Genomic DNA, 19,249 nt, shown 5'->3' with positions numbered 1-19,249 from the left:
AAAAAATATTAGGAGCTTTTATGTCACTAGAAAACCGTTTTACCGAAGATGAGATTTTCCTGCTTTCGACCACGCCTACTCAAATTGGTACGGTTATGGCTTTTGCTGAAGGCAGTGGTTTAGGAACGATTAAAGAAATGTACGCCAGCTCTAAAAGCTTTGTGAATGGTCTTAAAGACTATCCTGATAATGAGATCATCATTGGCGTATTGCCGAATGTACATGAGTTTAAAGAGTCGATGAGTCAGGCTAAAGAAATGCGTCAAAAAGCCATGGCACGACTCAAAGAAAAGGGGATTCAGTCCGGTGAGCAGTTACGTGCGCAGTTGATTGAAGACAGTCGTGCAGTGTCGAAACTATTGGAAGAAAAAGCCTCGGTTGAAGAAGCGAGAGAATACAAAGAGTGGGCAATGCACATCGCAGAAAATGTCGCGAATGCCGCTAAAGAAGGTGGTTTTCTAGGGATTGGCGGAACGCGTGTAAGTGAAGGTGAAGTGGAGGCGTTTGCCGAAATTGCGAAGGCGCTAGGTACATCTTCTAGACTGACCCTGGTTTAAATGTATTTATAGTGATTCAGGGTGTTCTCAAAGGCTGCGGAACAAAGTGTGTTGAGGAGTTTGAGTATTTAATGGCCCTCACTGGTTGGAGTCAAAATACCCTGATGATGGTTTTTTTCACCGTAATATTTATCTTACTGATTGGCCTGGCTATGCTGGGCCATAAGTTTAGGAAGAAACGTCGTTCTCGTCGTTGGAAGTAGCTAAGCTGAATTTAGTTGTTTTTTGAAGATTTTAGCGACAAATAAAAGGGTTTAAGTGTTGTTGTTGAATTTTTATAAATCTAATTCTACACGTAAGCCATAATGATCGGACGGTCTCACGTCTAATGTTGGTACTTTTTCTTTTCCAAATGTTTCAAAGCTTTTTACTCGGATTTGATGTGCCCAGACGCGATCAAATCGACTGCTGCGTTGCTCTTCCCGCCAAGTAACTTTTTCAGATTTTGGTTCGCCAACATCACTCCATGCATCAACGATATCGCGATGATTCAAGGCTTGCCATTCTTCATTGCGCAGATTGGTATCACCTGCGAAAACACAAGGTCCTAGTGCAGACATCTGGTCAATCACATATTGTGCCTGATCGATGCGTTCATGCTTACCCGGTTTCATGCTTTCTAAATGAGAGGTCATCACCGTTACACCATCGAGTTTAATGCTGCTCAGTTCTCTACCTTGCTGGCTATAAGTAAAGGGTCCTTGATTAAAATCCAGTACTTTCTGTCTAACTGCAACAACTTCAAAATAAGAGCGTATGCCGGGTTCGTTTGGAAATAGTGTAAACCCAGCTGCTTGAAAATGTGGTTTGAGGTGCGCGAAATAGGTTCGCTCAACGACTTCCTGCAACAGCACAATATCTGGTGTATTGGGTGTAAAGTCAGGAGCGATTGCCGCTTCGATCGGTGCGCCGAGTAGAATTTGAAACATCGCAGCTTCGGTTCGCATGTCAATGTGTTCGTCTTCGAGACCGTTAAGATTCCAGCTAACTAATTTCAATGGCGTTCCTGTTATTTCATGTTTATGGAAAAAGGGCTCTAAAGGTGGGGGGTGACTTTTTCACTACCTACTATTTGCAGTAACCTTAAACTCTATAGAGATATTTCCTATATAATTTATTGCTAATATAATGGTTGAGACAATCTAAACCAACCCGCATCAGATTTACTCAAGGAAGAGAGATATTATGCCTAAAACAATTAACAGTGACATCATTTCTTCGATTAAACAAAAGCTTGAAGATCATCCGATTTATGAAGCGGTTGAATCTATTGAGGATTTGCAATGTTTTATGGAGCACCATGTTTATTCTGTTTGGGATTTCATGTCTCTGGTTAAATATGTGCAAGCGACGGTAGCTCCTGCTAAAGCGCCCTGGTTGCCAGGCGGTGATTCTAATGTGCAGCGTTTTATCAATGAGTTAGTGTTAGAAGAAGAAACGGATGAGGGGATTAATGGCGAGGGTTACTCCAGTCATTTCGAATTATATCAACAGGCGATGCTGGAAATTGGCGCTGATATTTCAAAGAGCAATGCATTCCTTGAAGATGTGCGTATGCAAGGCGTGAACCAGGCTTTATATAAGGGGAATATTCCAACGATATGTAGAGATTTCACTAAAGTAACGTTTAGCTGTATTGCTGCTGATAAACCCCATGAAGTTGCTGCATCACTGGCTTTGGGTCGTGAGCATATTATCCCTACTATGTTCCGCGCGATTCTCAATCGCACTGGCGTTAGCGAATCACAAGCGCCAACTTTTCATTACTATTTAAACCGTCATGTACATATGGACGAAGAAGTCCATGGACCGCTTTCATTACGTTTACTCAATGGATTGTGTAATGGTAATTCAGTTAAAATCGACGAGGCCATAATCGCAGCTCAAACAGCTGTTGAAGCGCGAGTAAAGTTATGGGATGACTTGCTGCTTGTGATTAATCATCAAAAGCAGCAGAAAACCGCACTTTCGGATTTACACTTAAAGATCGCTTAAAAAACGCCTATAAGTAGGGGGGTGTGGATTTAACGACAACATGTAATGCTGGTTAGCGATTATAGTGTTTGAAATTCACCAATCTCTCTATTTTTAATTACATTATCCCAATTGAAGATTTTGCCATTCATGGTGATGTAGACGCCCGGTTGTAAAGCCTGCAAAGCACCCAATGCAAAACCCAAATTGAAAACTGCATCTGAGTGCTTGAATACATAAGGAATCATTGCGCCAATCAGTACAATAGTTTTATTTTCTAAACCCAATGCAGCAATTGATTTTCCTGAATCAACAATGGTATCGGTTCCATGAGTAATAAGTATTTGATCTTGTTTAGCATTAGTACAGGCATCAGCAATCGATTGACGATCAGAGGCTGTCATATCAAGACTATCTTTGAGTAACAACTGTTGAATATCAATATCAGAACGATTACGGCCTAGCTCAAGTATTTCGGGAATATGAGTCTCGACAAAATGTAATTCGCCATTTGATTCGTTATAGGTTTTATCAATTGTTCCACCGGTGAGGAGTAATTTGATGCTCATGTTATTCTTTTTCCGTTCTAGTTTTGTAGATTAAAGTTTTAAGCGTGGCACCGCTTCGATTAATTCTTTGGTGTAGGAATTTTGCGAGTTGCCACATACATCATCAGTATAGCCTTGTTCTACAACTTTGCCCGCTTTCATCACGATGGTTTCATCGCTAAGGTATTCGACCACCGCTATATTGTGGGTGATGAATAATAAGGTCAGATCTCGTTGTGCTTTGATTTCTTGCAACAACTGCAAGACTTCGGCTTGTACGGATACATCCAGTGCACTGGTGATTTCGTCACACACAATAAACTCAGGGTTTAAGGCGAGGGCGCGAGCCAGGCCAATGCGTTGTCGTTGACCACCAGAGAATTCGTGGGGGTAGCGCCATAAGAAATCGCGTTTGAGTTGTACGGCTTCCATCACATCGGCAGCAAGTTCGAGACGTTCTTCATCGCTATTGCCAATATTATGCACCTTCATCGGTTCGGTAATGGTTTTGGCGATTAGTAAACGTGGATTGAGGGAAGATTGTGGATCTTGAAAGGAAATTTGCATCTTCTTACGCCACGGTTTTAATTCCTTTGACGATAAACCGACTAATTCGTGATCATCAATTTTGACACTACCTGCGGTTGGTTTTTGCAGTTGTAAAATGGCTCTGCCCAAGGTGGTTTTACCAGAACCTGATTCGCCTACCAAAGCGATAATTTTACCTTTATTGATATCGACAGTTACGCCATCGACGGCACGTACGTGGTCAACCACTCGTTGAAAAATTCCTTTGCGAATAGGGAAGAAAACATCGAGATCTTTGACACGTACTAACGGTTTTTCAGAATTAGGATCTTTGATTTTTTCGCGTTTTGGTAAATTCTCTGGAACAGCGGCGAGTAATTTTTTACTGTAAGGATGCTGCGGATTTTTGAGTACTTCTTTGGTTTTGCCAAATTCAATCAACTTACCCTGTTTCATTACACCGACGCGATGCGCAATCTGTGACACCACACCAAAGTCGTGGGTGATAAATAAGATGCTCATGCCTTTGCGTTCCTGTAACTCTCTCATGAGTTTTAGAACTTCGGCTTGTACGGTAACGTCGAGCGCTGTAGTTGGCTCATCTGCAATTAATAGATCAGGCTCACAAGCCAAAGCCATCGCAATCATGATACGCTGACGTTGACCACCAGAAAGCTCATGCGGGTAATTATCAAAGCGTGATTCTGCATCTTTGATTTGTACTTCCTGCATCGCAGTTAAGGCGCGATCTCTGGCTGATTCGTCAGACATTTCAGGATGATGCAATAATAGCGCTTCCATGATTTGCTCACCCACGCTATCGACAGGGTTTAGCGATGTCATCGGCTCTTGAAAAATCATTGCGATGCGTGAACCACGAATATCGCACAGCTGGTTTTCTTTAAGGTCCAGCATGTTTACTTTTTCATACGTGGTTTTTTGTTGGGAGTTTATTCCTAAACCTAGACCACTTTGTTTGCGCCAATCAAAAAGAATACTGCCACTGGGGTGATGACTGATTTTCGCGGGTAATAGCTGGATGATAGAAAGTGCCAGTATTGACTTGCCACTGCCTGATTCGCCAACTAAACAGAAGGTTTCGCCTTTTTCGATATTGAAAGTGACATCATCGACCGCTTTAACGGTTTCATTGGCGCTTTGTAAATACGTTTTTAATTGTTTGATCTCGACTAAGTGGCGACTCGATGCATTTTTCTCTGTCATCCAACCACTCCAGCTTTCTTCGCTAATTGAGGATCGATAGCATCACGTAACGCTTCACCCATCAGGTTATATGCAAATACGGTAAGGAAAATAGCGCCACCCGGATAAACCGCCATCCACCAGTTAAAGGTAGATGATTGCACTGCCTGATTTAGCATTTGTCCCCAGGATGGTGCACCAACAAGGCCAAGTCCAAGAAAGCTTAACATTGCTTCGGCAAGAATGGCTGAGGCAACACCAAAGCTGAGACCCACCAGTAATGGCGCTATCCCATTCGGTAACATGTGTCGAAACAGAATTGATCTGAGAGGTAAACCGCTGGCGATGGTGGCTTGAACAAAATCCATTTTGCGTAAACGCAGGAATTCAGCACGAATATAACGGGCGTAACCAGACCAGCTGGTGAGGCCGATTATTACCATCATGATGTAAATACTTCGTCCAAAAAATGCCACAAACGTAAGGAGTAAAAAGAGTGTCGGTATCGATTCGAAAATCTCTACCAAACGCATTCCCAGCATATCCACAATACCTGAGAAGTATCCCATCAATCCGCCAAGAATTACGCCAATGACCATTGCAATACCCGTTGCAATAAAGCCAATGCCCAAAGCAATCCTTGAAGCGTGAATCATGCGGCTAAGCACATCTCCGCCGTTTTCCTCTGTGCCCATCCAGTGTGTGTATTCACTATTTTCCAGAGGTGCTTCTAATGGCGTTGCCTGTGAATCACGCAAATAATCTTCTGGCGCATACGGAATAGGGGGCATTACCACCCAGTCGTAGTTAGTGGTTTTAAGGTCTTCACGAAAATCAGAATAAACGACATTTTGTTGTACGGTGACAAACTGTTTACTGACTATCGTAGAACCCACGATAATGATCAGGAAAAATAACAGTAGGCTTTTAATCGAATGTCTAAGCGGGCTTAGAAATAGCAGAATAAGCACAAAGAATGCAATTAAAACAACGATGTCTTCAACGCTAAGATAGCGAAATACAGGTGCTGAAATCTCACCGTTTAAGCTAACCAGTAACGGCATACTGTTAGCAAGAAAAGGGGCGAACACGGCAGCAATAACCAATATGCCAACCCACATTAAACCTATTTTAGCTCCCCAGCCCGAGAAGGTATGCTTAAGCACACGGCGCAGAAAACCTGATGATCTATGTTTTACTTTCTCAGTCGGTTTATTCATTGTGTTATCCATGAAAATCACCAAATATGTGTCTAATCATAAGAAACCCTCGGATCAACAATGGTATAGAGGAAGTCTGCCAATAGATTACCAATCAACGTTAAGAGACCACTGATCAAAGTAATCGAGAGAATCAATTCTCTGTCTCTGCCTTTAACCGCTTCAAGTGCTAGCTTACCCATACCCTCGATACTGAAAATAGTCTCTACGATGATTGATCCTGCTATCAAGCCTGGCAAAATACCTGCTGTGGCAGTAATTAAAGGCATCAAGCTATTACGAAATACATGTTTCCACAGTACATCGTTTTCACTCACACCCTTGGCGCGAGCGGTGCGTGCGTAATCTGCCTGCAGGTTTTCTAGAATAGAGGTTCGGGTTAGCTTGGTTAGGAATGCAAAGCTACCGTAGGAAAGCGTAATAATAGGTAAAATAAGATGCCAGATTCTATCAAACAGGAAGCCTCTTATGATATCTTCACTAATGAAATTGAAACCAATGGTAAGGCCAAAACCCGCACCCAGAATTCCTAGTATGCCGACTCTAAACGCAGGTGACTCAATCCAGCCCAGCAAAGCAATGGTGATGGCCCCGAGTATTGGTAGCGAGATTTGGTGCAAGAGTAAATCTTCAGGGTGTGAAGCTGACATCCACCAGCCAACAGCAACCCCTAAGATTGCACCAATAACTATACGTGTTTGTTTGTGATGCCATAGGGCTAAACTGACCATTGCAGCAGCACCTATTGTCATCCCGAGAAATAGTTTAAACACCGATATCAGTGATAAACCCGTGGGTAAAAACGTCATGTCCAAGGCTTCTCGTTCACTTAAGCCTGCGGTGGGGAACCACTGCCAGTGCTGCACATTAGCGAAGAAGCCGATTAACAAAACACCAGTAAGCATTGACGGAATCGACCACAATGCCAATAGCGATACACTGGAAGCGACATCAAACCGCCCACCGCGATCGGTGGCTGCTTTCACCCCTATCACTATGGCTATGATATAAATGAGCGGGATCGTGATCAGGTTCAGTAATAAGGTTATCGGCAGTCGTTCTTTAATTAACTCTGATACATCACGCCCATAGTTGAAGCTTTGGCCAAGGTCTGATCCCTTGGTAAATGAAAACTTATCAAAGTTATTATCGTCATCCAGCGTAAATCCAATCGGCGAGATATTATTCAACCAGCGCAAGTATTGAATCGGGGCAGGGTCGTCCAGGCCATAGCGTTTGTTGTAGTAATCTTCCAGGGCTTTGCGTTCTGCGGGTTTCATATCGAGCCCGCCAGTCAAAGACTGTGCGCTAATGCCGCCTGGTGAAGATGCCATAATGGAAAACACCACGATGGTAATCCCTAATAAGGTAGGAATCATCAAAAGCAGGCGACGTATGATATAAGCTAACATGTATTTATATTCAGTTTTATTCGATTATGAGTGAGCTTACTGTGTGTACTTTTGCATGTTTTTAGGCACATATACTTCCAGAGGTAATCGACTTTTGTTCAGGCCTAGCTTGGTTAGCTTTAAATTACTGATGCGTTTATCAACAAACGCCAGTGTCTTCCTGCGGAATAAAAACGAGTAGGGCTGGTCTTCATACATCACCGCTTCGGCTTTTTGCCAGATTGGCATGCGCTTATCAGAATCTACGGTTTTACGTGCTTCATCGATTAACTTATCCAATTCAGGATTTTTGTAATTAATAAAGTTATCGCCGTTAGTTTTTGCCTGTGAGCCATGAAACATCTGGAAGATGTCTGTTTCTAAACCGCTAGTCCAACCCAGAGTGATGGCTTCAAAGTCTTTCTTATCCAGTAATTCAATCATTACCGGCCACTCTTGAGGTGTTGGGATGAGCTTAACGCCAGCTTTTGCATACATATCTTTAAGTAGCAATATCATGCGTTGAGTATCTTCATTGCCTTGAAAGTAGGTAAGCTCAAACTCAAACGGTTTTCCTTCTTCATTCTCTAAGACGCCATTATTATCTCGGTCTTCGAAGCCGGCTTCCTTAAGCAGTGCTTTGCCTTTTTCGATATTGTATTCGCGTGGTTTAAGACTTGGGTCGTGCTGTTTAGAGCGAGGGCTAAAAGGGCTAATTGCCGTTTCTGCATAACCTAAAAAGATGTCTTTGTTAACACGATCACGATCGATTAAATAGGTCATTGCCTGACGAACGCGCTTATCCGCAAACAGGGTCGCTTCTCCTTTTCTTTCCTGATTCCAGCCAATATAGGAATAACCAACAACAGGCGGCATATATTCAAATTGCTGGCTCTTCGACATTATTTGTTTGTCTTCTTTGAGCTTTTCGTATTCGATCGGTCTGGCACTGTAAGTATCAACGTCGCCATTACGGTAGGTGGTTAATCGTGCGCTAGCGTTCTGTATAACGCGCCATAAAATTCTATCGTAAGAAGGCTGAACGTCACCCCAGTAACGGGTGTTTCGAACTAATTCGACATTGCCGTTTTCTGGTGTCCACGATTTTGGATCAGCTAACTGATACGGACCAGACCCGATCAAGAATCCTTTTGATTCATTAAATACTTCTGGTTTTTCTAAGTATTCTTTGTAGAAGTGCTCTGGCATCACCTCTAAGCTACCCGCAAGACTAAACGCTTCGAAGTAGGGCTCTTTAAATGTGAACGTTACTTTGTATGGTCCATCTGTGGTGACTGTTTTAATCTTTTCTAGATAGGCGCGGTGACGTGGTGCCTGAATTTTTTCATTCATTATGAAATTGAAACTAAACACAACATCAGAGCTATCTAATGGCTCACCATCAGAAAAGTAAACATCATTTCTAAGATTGAAGGTGATGACTAGGCCATCGTCACTAATGTTCCAGTCTTTAGCGATAAGACCTGTCCACTCTAAAGTATCGGGATCTCGTGTAATTAATCCTTCCAGTACGTATCCCTGAATATCACTGGCGGTGGCATCGGATGAAACCAATGGAGTAATGGTTTTTATATTGCTGCCTAGTGCGTTAACGCTCCAGTCACCTTGGGCATAATCAGCTTGTTGTGTCGCTGCTTTGGCGCGTTTAAAAGCTAAAGACACCCCCCCACTTACAGGCGTTTTTTCTGAAGATTCGTTTGAGTTTGCGACTGATGTGCTGAGTGATTGCACTTTTAATGATTCTAACTTTTTCTCCATAGCATTGAGCGAGCCACGTAGATTACTGACATCGCGAGATTGTTCAGAGAGTGAACGTTCCATCGCAGTTAGCTTTGTCCATTCGCGATCGCGTTGGTACATGGCCAGTATGATAAGAATGATGATTAACGTGAGAAAGCTGAATAATACAATGTCTTTAGTTTTTGATGTTTTTTTCATATTTTTTATAACTGTCTAAAGTGGATGTCTTAAGTAGGCATCAAAATGGCCATGTTTATTAGAGCAAAATCAATGGTGTAAGTATTCATCATTTACTCGTTCTAAATCTTTAAATATTTATTAATTTTTCGTAATCTTTAATAGTCTTGCGTAACCAATGAGTATTTTTTATCGGCTAATTATCATTTGGCTCTTGATCTGCTTCGCTTTTAATTTTTGCATTTAAGCTGTCTATACTGCTTTCGTTAATCTCGATTTCGTCAATATCAAAGATATCCATTGGCTTATCTTCAATATGTTCGTCTTCCTCTTCTTCCCTTTCCTGTTCAGCAGCGCCTTCTGTGAGATCTTGCAAAGGCCCCAGATCAAGCTCAGGGTAAAGTTTATCGATATCCTGAATTTCGCTCAAGCTCGGCATTTCATCCAGAGACTTAAGATTAAAGTAATCAAGGAATTGACGAGTTGTACCGAGCAGGGCAGGTCGACCAGGTACTTCTTTGTGCCCAACGACTCTGATCCAGTCTCTTTCCTGAAGTGTTTTGATAATATTCGAACTAACAGCAACGCCGCGAATGTCCTCAATTTCTGCACGAGTTATCGGTTGGCGATAAACGATCAATGCCAGCGTTTCTAATAATGCTCTGGAATACCGTGCTGGTTTTTCATCCCAATGTTGCGTAACCCATTGTTTATATTCTGACTTTGTTTGAAAGCGAAAGCCGCTCGCTGTTTCTATTAATTCGAACCCGCGTGCTTCAAAGGTTTCCTGAATTAACGCTAAAGCTTGTTTCACATCATTTCGATTCACCAGGTCTTCTGTTTGGAAAAAACCTAAAAGTTTATCGATGCTTAGTGGTTTTTCAGCACTAATGAGTAGTGCTTCCAGAATGTTTTGTAGTTTTTCTATTTGCATGTCTAATTCGTTATGTTTCTCGTTTAATAGAAGAGTTAAAAGCCACCCCCCCACTTATACGCAGTTTTTTCTGAATGCTATTTATCATCTATATAATTTCTTCTGTGCTGGAAACAGGTTTTAAATAGATGGGGGCAAATGCCTCGGCTTGCACCATGTCGATGACTTTGAGTTTTAGCAATTCCAGTACCGCCATCAAGGTGACTACAACCCCCAGGCGTCCTTCTTTAAATGTGAATAAGCTTTGGAATTCGATAAAATTATCAGCATCCAGCCTAGACAGGACGTGTGTCATGCGTTCACGTATTGATATTTCTTCGCGTTCGATTTCATGGTGCTTTTGCATATCGACGTGCTTAAGTATGTTTTGAAAGGCTAGCAGGATCTCACGCAAGTCTACTTCGGGTTCTGGTTTTTCCTGATTATCAAGAATGACTTCTACAGAAGTTGGGAAGTTTTCACGCCCCGTGCGTGGTAATTCATCTATGTCTGAAGCAGCCTGTTTGAAGCGTTCGTATTCTTGAAGGCGTTTAACCAGTTCGGCACGCGGGTCTTCTTCATCTTCGACTTCTTCATGGCGTGGCAAGAGCATGCGCGATTTAATTTCTGCCAGCATCGCTGCCATCACCAGATATTCCGCCGCTAAATCGAGATTGATATTGCGCATCATCTCGACATAATCCATGTATTGGGAGGTGATTTCAGCAATCGGGATATCCAGAATATCCAGATTTTGGCGACGGATTAAATACAGCAATAAATCCAGTGGTCCTTCGAACGTTTCCAGAAATACCTCAAGGGCATCGGGTGGAATATAGAGGTCTTCAGGTGGAGCAGAAACAGCTTCACCATGAACAATGGCGAACGGTAGTTCGCCTTGTATCGGTATGTGGTGCTTAGTGTCTGTCTCGTTGGTCATTGATTCTCGTTGAAAAGGTGAAAACTACTGTTGCGAAAAGCGCATTGCCTCAACCACATCAGTCAAAGTTTCACGCGCCACATCACGCGCTGCTTCGCTACCTTCGCGAATGATTGCTCTTACTGCGGTGCGGTCATTCTCAAAAATTTGTGCTCTTTCGCGAATGGGTTGCATTTCTGCCTGTACCGCTTCGATTAAGGGTTTTTTGCAATCCAAACAACCGAATGATGCGTTTCGGCACCCTTCGTTAACCCACTGTAGTCGTGAATCATCGGAGTATACTTTGTGTAGGTCAAATACTGGGCACTTTTCAGGGTTACCCGGATCAGTTAAACGAGCACGAGCAGGGTCTGTTGGCATCTTACGGATTTTCTCATCCAGCACATCAGGGTCTTCGCGTAAGCCGATTGTATTGCCGTAAGATTTAGACATTTTCTGACCGTCTAAGCCCGGCATGCGGGATGCTTTAGTGAGTTTCGCTTCTGGTTCTGGCAGGATGATTTTTCCCATGCCTTCCAGATAACCAAACAGGCGTTCTTTATCGCCCACAGATATATTCTGCTGTGCTTCTAGTAATGCCTGACCAATGTCCAAAGCTTCGAGGTCGCCTTGTTCCTGATAGCGTTTGCGCAAATCACGGTATAGCTTTGAATTCTTTTTACCAATTTTGTGAATGGCAGCTTCTGCTTTTTCTTCAAAATCTGGCTCACGACCATAAATGTGATTGAAGCGTCTTGCTACTTCGCGCGTCAATTCTATATGTGCAACCTGATCTTCGCCTACTGGAACCATGTCTGCTTTATAGAGCAATATATCTGCAGATTGAAGCAGGGGATAACCAAGGAATCCGTAGGTTGCTAAATCTTTCTCGCGTAACTTCTCTTGTTGATCTTTATACGTCGGAACACGCTCTAACCAGCTCAATGGTGTAATCATTGAAAGCAATAGATGTAATTCTGCATGTTCAGGCACTTCTGACTGCAAGAAAATAGTCGCAGAGCTCGGGCTAATGCCTGCTGCCAACCAATCAATCACCATATCTTCAACATGTTGTGGTGTGCCACTTGGGTCATCGTAGTGTGTGGTAAGTGCGTGCCAATCCGCTACGAAGAAAAAGCACTCGTAGTTTAATTGCATTTCAACCCAGTTTTTCAATACGCCATGATAATGGCCTAGGTGAAGTTTGCCTGTGGGACGCATGCCAGATACGACACGTTGATTTTGTGGAATTTGTGTATTCATAAATTAGAAGCGTTTTACTTATATGTATTTCAAAGAGTTATATGTATGTCAAAAAGTAAATAATGATTAAGTCGTTAAAAGAAAAGCGAACCTATTGTTTGTAAAAAGAACGCTAATACAGGTGAAATAATGGCATTTAGTACGCCAAAATAAAGCAGCCCGATAACGATAAATAAACCGTATGGTTCAATTTTGTCCATCATATCAGAAACCGAAGGAGGGACGATGCCTGAAAGCACTTTACTTCCATCTAATGGTGGAATAGGGAGTAAATTAAAAATGAATAAAATCAGGTTTATAATGATGCCGGCCTGACCCATTGCCTTTACCCCTTCGGAAATATTAGGGTCAGTAATAACGGATGCACCTAGCTTGAAAATAAACACCCAGAAAACAGCCATGATTAAATTAGATATTGGGCCGGCAGCAGCAACGATCGCCATATCTTTTCTGGGTGAATTCAGGTTTCTCATGTTTACCGGTACAGGCTTTGCCCAGCCGAATACAAAACCGGTTTGTAACAAAACCATGGCTAATGGAACCACAACGGTTCCGATTGGATCTATATGTTTGAATGGGTTTACGGTTAAACGCCCCAACATTTTTGCCGTGTTATCGCCTAGTTTGCTTGCCATCCAACCGTGAGCAACTTCATGTAAGGTAATGGCAAATAATACCGGTAAAGACCAAACGGCAATATTGTAGATAATGCTATCTATATTCATGTATTTTAAGTTCTACTGTGTTTTATTGTTTGTGTTGTAAGGTGTTGATAGCTATAAAATTAGTGCTGTTGAAGCCAGTCTGCACTACCTAAGCCTTGACGTATAATGACAGGTTTATCTTCGGTGAGGCTAACCACCGTAGTTTCTTCGTGCCCGCTGTAACCCCCATCTATGATCAGATCAACCATGTTTTCCAGTTTTAATCTGATCTGATAAGGGTCGTTTAATGGGTATTCGTCATTGGGTAAACTCAGTGTGCTCGACATAATTGGCTGGTCTAACTCTTCAAGCAAAGCAGAGCATACGGCGTTGTCTGGTACACGAATTCCGATTGTTTTACGTTTAGGATTGAGTAACCGCTTCGGCACTTCACGAGTGGCCGGCAAAATAAACGTATAGGGCCCCGGCGTGAGTGATTTCATCAGACGATAATTCAGATTATCGACCACTGCATAGTGTGATATTTCTGATAGATCTCTACAGACCAGTGTAAAGTCATGGTCTTTATCGAGCTGTCGAATCATACGGATTCGATCCATCGCTTTTTTGTCGCCCAAATGACAACCGATTGCGTAGCTTGAATCGGTTGGGTAAATGATTACACCGCCCTTATTGATAATCTCTACAGATTGTTTAATTAAACGACTTTGTGGATTATCTGGGTGTATTTCGAAATATTGACTCATATAACTTCTAAGCAAACCAGTAACAGGTTAAAATACGCTATTCTACATCAGTAGTTGCTCAGGGATATATAATAACAATGAAGTTTTTGATTGATTTTTTTCCAGTAGTTTTGTTTTTTATTGGATATAAATTCTTTGGTGATATGCCTCCGCAATGGATAGAAATGGCAAACCAGCTTCCCTTCGTATCAATTAGTCCTGATGAACCCAAAGATGCAATTTACTTCGCGACCGTGTTGATAATTCTGGCAACGATTGTTCAGAATATTGTGCATAGAGTTGTATTCAAAAAATTAGAAAAAATGCATTTGATTTCCTTAGGCATATTGATTGCTTTTGGAACCTTGACTCTGGCTTTTAAAGACCCATTGTTTATCAAATGGAAAGTAAGTATCTTCAATTGGGTGTTTGCATTGGTTATTATAGGCAGTCAATTCATCGGCAGTAAGTCGCTGATAGAACGAATGATGTTTAATGCGATTGATGTTCCCAAAAAAATATGGAAGCGTGTTAATCTGAGTTGGGGAGTGTTTTTTGCTCTGGTAGGCTTTGTGAATATTTATGTCGCCTACAACTTTAGTGAAGACATCTGGGTCGATTTTAAAATGTTTGGTGTTCTGGGGATGACGTTTGTTTTTATGATTGCGCAAGGTGTTTACCTGGCGAAACATGCGGAAAATGAGCCCGATGAAGAAGCATCTAAAGACAAGATATAAACACTGATTTGAATTTACTCTGTTCTAGTCGTCTGCATCAAAAGCACAGAATATTAGGTACAAGAGTATTACCAAAAATTAATAAAATAGTAATGCATAATAAATGAAGGAGAGAAGCAGATGTTATATGCTGTAATTTCGGAAGATGTAGAAAATAGCTTGGAAAAGCGTTTATCTGTGAGAGCGGAGCATATTGCTCGCTTAAATGATTTAAAAGATCAGGGTAAATTAGTGTTAGCAGGGCCGCACCCTGCAATCGATAGTGAGGATCCCGGAACTAACGGTTTCACTGGTAGTCTCATTGTTGCAGAATTCGACACATTAGAACTTGCGCAAGCTTGGGCTGATGCAGATCCTTATATTGGAGCTGGCGTTTATCAAAAAGTTACGGTGAAACCATTTAAGAAGGTTTTGCCATAGGGCGACCCGAATAGTCGGGAACATATAAATAAATTAGAATAATTTTACGGAAAGGACAATTAGATAAAATGTTAACTATGAAAAAATCATTACTTGCAACATCAATACTTGGACTGTCGATTTCAATGGCAGGCATGTTTACTTTACACGCTGATGAAAAAGCAGAAACTGATGTTGTTATCGCTACGGTAAACGGCGATAAAATCATGAAGAGCACACTTGACGGTTACATGGAAATCCTCAAGAAATCAGGTAAAGGTGATCAGGAAGCTGCCGTTAACGATTTAGTAGCTACTGAAATTGCACTTCAAGAAGCAAAGAAAACAGATATTTTAGAGCGTCCTGAAACGAAAAAAGCAATCAGTGATTTCACGCGTAACATCTTGCTAAAAACCTGGACAAAAGAGAAAGTAGAATCTTTTGATATCAAAGACGAAGATATCAAAGCTGCCTACGATGAGCGTGTTACCAAACTAGCAAGCAAAGAGTTTAACGCACGTCATATTTTAGTTAAAACAGAAGATGAAGCTAAAGCAGTAATTAAAGAAGTCGCTGATGGTGCTGATTTTGCTAAAGTTGCTAAAGAGAAATCAACCGGTCCTTCAGGCTCAAACGGTGGTTCTTTAGGTTGGTTTAAAGCACAGACAATGGTTCCTGCTTTCGCAAATGCAGTAAAAGAAATGTCTAAAGGCGATGTATCAAAAGAGCCTGTTAAAACACAGTTCGGCTATCACGTAATTAAACTAGAAGACAGTCGTGATGCAAAACTACCAACACTTGAGTCATTAAAGCCTCAGTTAACTCGAGTTATTTCACAGAAGCAGATGTTGGCATATATGGAAAACTTGAAAAAAGATGCAGATATCAAGCTAACGCTTCCAGAAGTAGAGAAAGCTGAAGCAAAAACAGAAGAAAAAGCTGAAGAGAAGAAAGACTAAAACTCAGTCTTTTTCCTACAGATGCTACAATTAAAACCCAGAGTGTGATTCTTCAAACTCTGGGTTTTTTTATTTTACATTCACGATATTAAATAATAGGTTTTTCTAGCTATGAACCCAAATTGGAAAACATTTTTAACTGAACACGATGCCTTATCTGATGACAGTAAGAACTCTAGCTATTCCTCTGACACTAAAGTTTTAGCGGATCTTTCAGGTAGAGGTTTACTGGAAGTATCAGGTGAGGATGCTGAAACTTTTCTACAAAACCAGTTAACCAATGATATTCGTAATGTGAATGAAACGACACATCAGGAAAGCGCCTGGTGTTCTCCAAAAGGTCGCATTATCGCTAATTTTCGGGTGTTTAAGCGCGGTGATAGTTTCTTGTTGGATTTGTCTGCTGATCTTCTTGAACACGTAATAAAAAAATTACGTATGTATGTAATGATGTCAAAAGTGACTATTGATGATGTTTCAGATTCTTTAGTGCATTTCAGTTATTCAGGGCAGGGTGCCGATACAGAATTGAATAATATTCTGGGTGATTTGCCAAAAGCACCTACCGAATCAATTCAGTCAGGTTCTTTAAGCGTATTAGCTATCGCTGGAGCGAATACTCGTTTTGATATTTTTGGTGAAGTAGAAGACTGCAAAAGTCTCTGGCAAAAACTTAATTACGATGCCGTCGTTGCACCGAGCACACATTGGGATTATCTCAACATACAAGCGGGTATCCCCATGATATCAGCGGAGAGTACTGAGGCCTGGATTCCGCAAATGGTGAATTATATTCATATCGGCGGTGTAGACTTTAAAAAAGGTTGTTACCCGGGGCAGGAAGTAGTTGCTCGTTTGAATTATCTGGGTAAAACCAAACGTCGTATGTATCATATTGTTGCCGATACAGCATCGGCGTTAGCAGTAGGCTCGGCAGTTAAAAGTGAAAAAGATACCGAAGCTGGAAAAGTGTTAACCTCAGTGATAAGCCCCGAAGGCAAGGCTGAAGCGCTGGTTATTCTAAAGATAGCTGAAGCAACAAAAGCGTTAACTGTTTCTGTTGGTAATCAAGAAGCTAGCGTACACTTTTTAGACCTTCCTTATGCTGTAGAAGATGAATAAAAGGTTTAACACTTAGCGCTAGAAAATGGCTAGATAAGTAAATTTATAAGATTAATTAGATACATAAAAGGTTACATTGAAACCAAACGTTCTTCTCATTCACGGCATCTTGATGAACCCTCTAGAGATGCGTTATCTGGGAACACAGCTAGAGAAGCTGGGTTTCAATGTGCATTATGTCTATTACCAATCGGTTCTTAAAACCCCAGAGCAAAATGCAAAAGTCATTCACGACAAAATAACCAAGCTGAATCTGCCAGATCTGCATTTGGTCGGGCATAGTTTGGGTGGCGTTGTTTTGATGCATCTGTTTGATCAAACGGATGATATACCAGAAGGCCGAATCGTTATGCTCGGTTCTCCCGTAAATGGCAGTTGGATGGCTCAAAAAGTGCAGGATTGGCCAGTCATTTCCCCTTTATTGGCGAAGAGTATGCCTAGTGCGTTATCGGGTGTAGATGTGCCAGAATGGAAAACTGATCGGGACTGGGGAATGATCGCTGGTACAAAAAGTCTAGGTCTGGGGTTTTTGACCGGTGGATTACCTGAAGAAAGTGACGGCACTGTGCTCGTCGAAGAAACCCATCATCCAAAACAAAAAGCACACATCTTGGTCGATAAATCTCACACGGCACTGTTATTTTCTAAAGAAGTTGCAGAGCTAACTAGTCGCTTTTTAAATACTGCTGATTTCACCTAGTTTTCTGTCAAAACTAAACCCGGTAATTAACTCTCAAAAAGAGGTGATCAGTTGTCTTTTTTGCACTCTTTCTATCTCTTAAGTACTATAAAAAAGTACCTCAAAGTAGGGGGGTGTGTTTTTCCTATTACTGATTGCTAAATACTTATTTATCAAAGAGAAATTGTTTTCTACACCGTTTTTTGACTGTTTCATCAGCGAATCTCATTTTTATGTCATTTATCCTTGCATGTATAAGATTGTTCTTCTATATATGGTTTAGGAAAGAAAATTACAATTTACGGACCTAGTTAACTTTTTTAAACAAATAGAAATTATTTAACATCACTTGGAGAATTCATAATTATGAAAAAACACTTAACTACTGCACTAGCTACAGCAGGATTGTTACTTGGAGCAACGCTGTCATCATCAACAATGGCAGCAGAACAAACTTTTGTATCTATTGGTACAGGTGGAGTAACAGGCGTTTATTACCCAACAGGTGGTGCAATTTGTCGTTTAGTAAATAAGAACCGTAAGAAAACAGGCATTCGTTGTTCTGTTGAGTCTACTGGTGGTTCTGTTTTTAATATCAATGCAATCCGTGAAGGTGAGCTAGAAATGGGTGTTGCACAGTCTGACTGGCAGTATCACGCATACAACGGCACATCTAAGTTCAAAGATGCAGGTAAATTTGAAGACTTACGTGCAGTATTCTCGGTACATGCTGAGCCAGCGACACTTGTTGTTCGTGCTGATTCAGGTATCAAGGAATTTGCTGACCTTAAAGGTAAGCGAGTAAACGTTGGCCAGCCTGGTTCAGGTACGGTTGCGACTTATGACGTTATTGCAGACGCATACGGCATTAAACGTTCAGATTTAAAACTTGCTGCAGAGCTTAAGTCTTCTGAAATGGGTCAGGCATTATGTGATAACAAGATTGATGCTTACTTCATCCTGGTTGGTCATCCAGCTGGTTTGATCAAAGAAACAACGACAACGTGTGATGCAAAAATTGCAAACATTCATGGTCCTGCAGTAGATAAGCTTGTAAAAGAAAATTCTTACTACAGATATGCTTCAGTTCCTGCTGGAATGTACACAGGTAACGACACAGCAGCAAAAACTATGGGTGTTGGTGCAACATTCGTAAGTTCTGCAAAAGTACCTGAAAACGTTATCTACGAAGTAGTTAAAGCAGTTTTCGAGAACTTTGATGACTTCAAAAAGTTACACCCTGCATTTAAAAACCTAAAGAAATCGGAAATGGTTTCTGCGGCACTTTCTGCTCCATTACATGATGGCGCAATGAAGTACTACAAAGAAGCTGGTTTGATAAAATAAATCAGCTAACAAAAAAAGCGAGGCTTAGCCTCGCTTTTTTTGTGTCATCAATAATTGAAAACATCTGGAATCGTTTTTCTTTCTATTTATTTTTCTATTTAGCTTTTTTAGACAACCTAAAAGCAGAAAAGTAAGCAAAAGAGTAAATAGAAAGGAAAAATA

At 41.3% G+C, this 19,249-nt stretch carries 19 protein-coding genes; 8 read left to right on the top strand and 11 right to left on the bottom strand.

Features of this window, described 5'->3' with window-relative positions:
- Positions 1-20: 20 nt before the first annotated feature.
- Complete coding sequence (locus EV695_RS11265) at positions 21-557, top strand: hypothetical protein (protein ID WP_131906013.1); 537 nt, start codon at positions 21-23, stop codon at positions 555-557.
- A 275-nt stretch (positions 558-832) separates the two neighbouring features.
- Here EV695_RS11265 and EV695_RS11260 read toward each other — a convergent pair whose 3' ends face one another.
- A complete protein-coding gene (locus tag EV695_RS11260) occupies positions 833-1,555 on the bottom strand; it encodes an endonuclease/exonuclease/phosphatase family protein (protein ID WP_131906012.1) in 723 nt (240 codons plus the stop codon).
- A gap of 187 nt (positions 1,556-1,742) precedes the next feature.
- Between EV695_RS11260 and EV695_RS11255 the strand changes: the two genes are divergently transcribed.
- On the top strand, positions 1,743-2,552 hold the full coding sequence (locus EV695_RS11255; RefSeq protein WP_131906011.1) for a DUF3050 domain-containing protein: 810 nt from the start codon (positions 1,743-1,745) through the stop codon (positions 2,550-2,552).
- 59 nt (positions 2,553-2,611) lie between these two features.
- Here the strand turns inward: EV695_RS11255 and EV695_RS11250 are convergent, their stop codons facing one another.
- The 10 genes from EV695_RS11250 to EV695_RS11205 all read right to left on the bottom strand — a co-directional run bounded on the left by EV695_RS11250 (position 2,612) and on the right by EV695_RS11205 (position 13,865).
- The gene (locus EV695_RS11250; RefSeq protein WP_131906010.1) at positions 2,612-3,100 is read right to left on the bottom strand and encodes an asparaginase domain-containing protein; all 489 of its coding nucleotides are present in this window, start codon (positions 3,098-3,100) and stop codon (positions 2,612-2,614) included.
- A 30-nt stretch (positions 3,101-3,130) separates the two neighbouring features.
- Complete coding sequence (locus EV695_RS11245) at positions 3,131-4,831, bottom strand: ABC transporter ATP-binding protein (protein WP_131906009.1); 1,701 nt, start codon at positions 4,829-4,831, stop codon at positions 3,131-3,133.
- Positions 4,828-6,042 carry an ABC transporter permease gene (locus EV695_RS11240; RefSeq protein ID WP_243651557.1) on the bottom strand — a complete coding sequence of 405 codons (1,215 nt, stop codon included), beginning with the start codon at positions 6,040-6,042 and terminating at the stop codon, positions 4,828-4,830. The genes EV695_RS11245 and EV695_RS11240 overlap by 4 nt, the downstream gene beginning before the upstream one ends.
- 20 nt (positions 6,043-6,062) lie before the next feature.
- Positions 6,063-7,442, bottom strand: coding sequence for an ABC transporter permease (locus EV695_RS11235; RefSeq protein WP_131906008.1), 1,380 nt, complete (start codon positions 7,440-7,442; stop codon positions 6,063-6,065).
- Between the two features lie 36 nt (positions 7,443-7,478).
- Complete coding sequence (locus tag EV695_RS11230) at positions 7,479-9,380, bottom strand: peptide-binding protein (RefSeq protein WP_131906007.1); 1,902 nt, start codon at positions 9,378-9,380, stop codon at positions 7,479-7,481.
- A 175-nt stretch (positions 9,381-9,555) separates the two neighbouring features.
- Complete coding sequence (gene scpB, locus EV695_RS11225; RefSeq protein WP_131906006.1) at positions 9,556-10,293, bottom strand: SMC-Scp complex subunit ScpB; 738 nt, start codon at positions 10,291-10,293, stop codon at positions 9,556-9,558.
- Between the two features lie 88 nt (positions 10,294-10,381).
- Positions 10,382-11,212 (bottom strand): segregation and condensation protein A, encoded by an 831-nt coding sequence (locus EV695_RS11220; protein ID WP_131906005.1) that lies wholly within the window; start codon positions 11,210-11,212, stop codon positions 10,382-10,384.
- Positions 11,213-11,236: 24 nt separating this feature from the next.
- Positions 11,237-12,454, bottom strand: coding sequence for a tryptophan--tRNA ligase (locus tag EV695_RS11215; RefSeq protein ID WP_131906004.1), 1,218 nt, complete (start codon positions 12,452-12,454; stop codon positions 11,237-11,239).
- A 74-nt stretch (positions 12,455-12,528) separates the two neighbouring features.
- Positions 12,529-13,179: a site-2 protease family protein gene (locus EV695_RS11210; RefSeq protein ID WP_207907051.1), complete on the bottom strand. Its 651-nt coding sequence runs from the start codon at positions 13,177-13,179 to the stop codon at positions 12,529-12,531.
- Positions 13,180-13,238: 59 nt separating this feature from the next.
- Positions 13,239-13,865 (bottom strand): L-threonylcarbamoyladenylate synthase, encoded by a 627-nt coding sequence (locus tag EV695_RS11205; protein WP_131906003.1) that lies wholly within the window; start codon positions 13,863-13,865, stop codon positions 13,239-13,241.
- A 77-nt stretch (positions 13,866-13,942) separates the two neighbouring features.
- On the opposite strand from EV695_RS11205, the gene EV695_RS11200 reads away from it, so the two are divergent.
- From EV695_RS11200 to EV695_RS11175, 6 genes are all read left to right on the top strand, one after another.
- Positions 13,943-14,581 (top strand): septation protein A, encoded by a 639-nt coding sequence (locus EV695_RS11200; protein WP_131906002.1) that lies wholly within the window; start codon positions 13,943-13,945, stop codon positions 14,579-14,581.
- 120 nt (positions 14,582-14,701) lie between these two features.
- Positions 14,702-15,001, top strand: a complete 300-nt coding sequence (locus EV695_RS11195; RefSeq protein ID WP_131906001.1) for a YciI family protein — start codon at positions 14,702-14,704, stop codon at positions 14,999-15,001.
- A gap of 68 nt (positions 15,002-15,069) precedes the next feature.
- Complete coding sequence (locus EV695_RS11190) at positions 15,070-15,939, top strand: peptidylprolyl isomerase (protein WP_131906000.1); 870 nt, start codon at positions 15,070-15,072, stop codon at positions 15,937-15,939.
- 111 nt (positions 15,940-16,050) lie between these two features.
- Complete coding sequence (ygfZ, locus tag EV695_RS11185; protein ID WP_131905999.1) at positions 16,051-17,061, top strand: CAF17-like 4Fe-4S cluster assembly/insertion protein YgfZ; 1,011 nt, start codon at positions 16,051-16,053, stop codon at positions 17,059-17,061.
- A 76-nt stretch (positions 17,062-17,137) separates the two neighbouring features.
- Entirely contained in the window at positions 17,138-17,761 is a 624-nt protein-coding gene (locus EV695_RS11180; protein ID WP_131905998.1) for an esterase/lipase family protein, read from the top strand.
- Positions 17,762-18,106: 345 nt separating this feature from the next.
- Positions 18,107-19,087, top strand: coding sequence for a TAXI family TRAP transporter solute-binding subunit (locus EV695_RS11175; protein WP_131905997.1), 981 nt, complete (start codon positions 18,107-18,109; stop codon positions 19,085-19,087).
- Positions 19,088-19,249 lie beyond the last annotated feature (162 nt).

Source organism: Cocleimonas flava (assembly GCF_004339015.1).
GTDB lineage: Bacteria > Pseudomonadota > Gammaproteobacteria > Thiotrichales > Thiotrichaceae > Cocleimonas > Cocleimonas flava.
This window is presented reverse-complemented; position numbering and strand designations above follow the sequence as displayed.

Coding starts and splice junctions, on each gene's coding strand:
- EV695_RS11265 (WP_131906013.1), top strand. CDS start 21: ATGTCACTAGAAAACCGTTTTACCGAAGATGAGATTTTCCTGCTTTCG.
- EV695_RS11255 (WP_131906011.1), top strand. CDS start 1,743: ATGCCTAAAACAATTAACAGTGACATCATTTCTTCGATTAAACAAAAG.
- EV695_RS11250 (WP_131906010.1), bottom strand. CDS start 3,100: ATGAGCATCAAATTACTCCTCACCGGTGGAACAATTGATAAAACCTAT.
- EV695_RS11245 (WP_131906009.1), bottom strand. CDS start 4,831: ATGACAGAGAAAAATGCATCGAGTCGCCACTTAGTCGAGATCAAACAA.
- EV695_RS11240 (WP_243651557.1), bottom strand. CDS start 6,042: ATGGATAACACAATGAATAAACCGACTGAGAAAGTAAAACATAGATCA.
- EV695_RS11235 (WP_131906008.1), bottom strand. CDS start 7,442: ATGTTAGCTTATATCATACGTCGCCTGCTTTTGATGATTCCTACCTTA.
- EV695_RS11230 (WP_131906007.1), bottom strand. CDS start 9,380: ATGAAAAAAACATCAAAAACTAAAGACATTGTATTATTCAGCTTTCTC.
- scpB (WP_131906006.1), bottom strand. CDS start 10,293: ATGCAAATAGAAAAACTACAAAACATTCTGGAAGCACTACTCATTAGT.
- EV695_RS11220 (WP_131906005.1), bottom strand. CDS start 11,212: ATGACCAACGAGACAGACACTAAGCACCACATACCGATACAAGGCGAA.
- EV695_RS11215 (WP_131906004.1), bottom strand. CDS start 12,454: ATGAATACACAAATTCCACAAAATCAACGTGTCGTATCTGGCATGCGT.
- EV695_RS11210 (WP_207907051.1), bottom strand. CDS start 13,179: ATGAATATAGATAGCATTATCTACAATATTGCCGTTTGGTCTTTACCG.
- EV695_RS11205 (WP_131906003.1), bottom strand. CDS start 13,865: ATGAGTCAATATTTCGAAATACACCCAGATAATCCACAAAGTCGTTTA.
- EV695_RS11200 (WP_131906002.1), top strand. CDS start 13,943: ATGAAGTTTTTGATTGATTTTTTTCCAGTAGTTTTGTTTTTTATTGGA.
- EV695_RS11195 (WP_131906001.1), top strand. CDS start 14,702: ATGTTATATGCTGTAATTTCGGAAGATGTAGAAAATAGCTTGGAAAAG.
- EV695_RS11190 (WP_131906000.1), top strand. CDS start 15,070: ATGTTAACTATGAAAAAATCATTACTTGCAACATCAATACTTGGACTG.
- ygfZ (WP_131905999.1), top strand. CDS start 16,051: ATGAACCCAAATTGGAAAACATTTTTAACTGAACACGATGCCTTATCT.
- EV695_RS11175 (WP_131905997.1), top strand. CDS start 18,107: ATGAAAAAACACTTAACTACTGCACTAGCTACAGCAGGATTGTTACTT.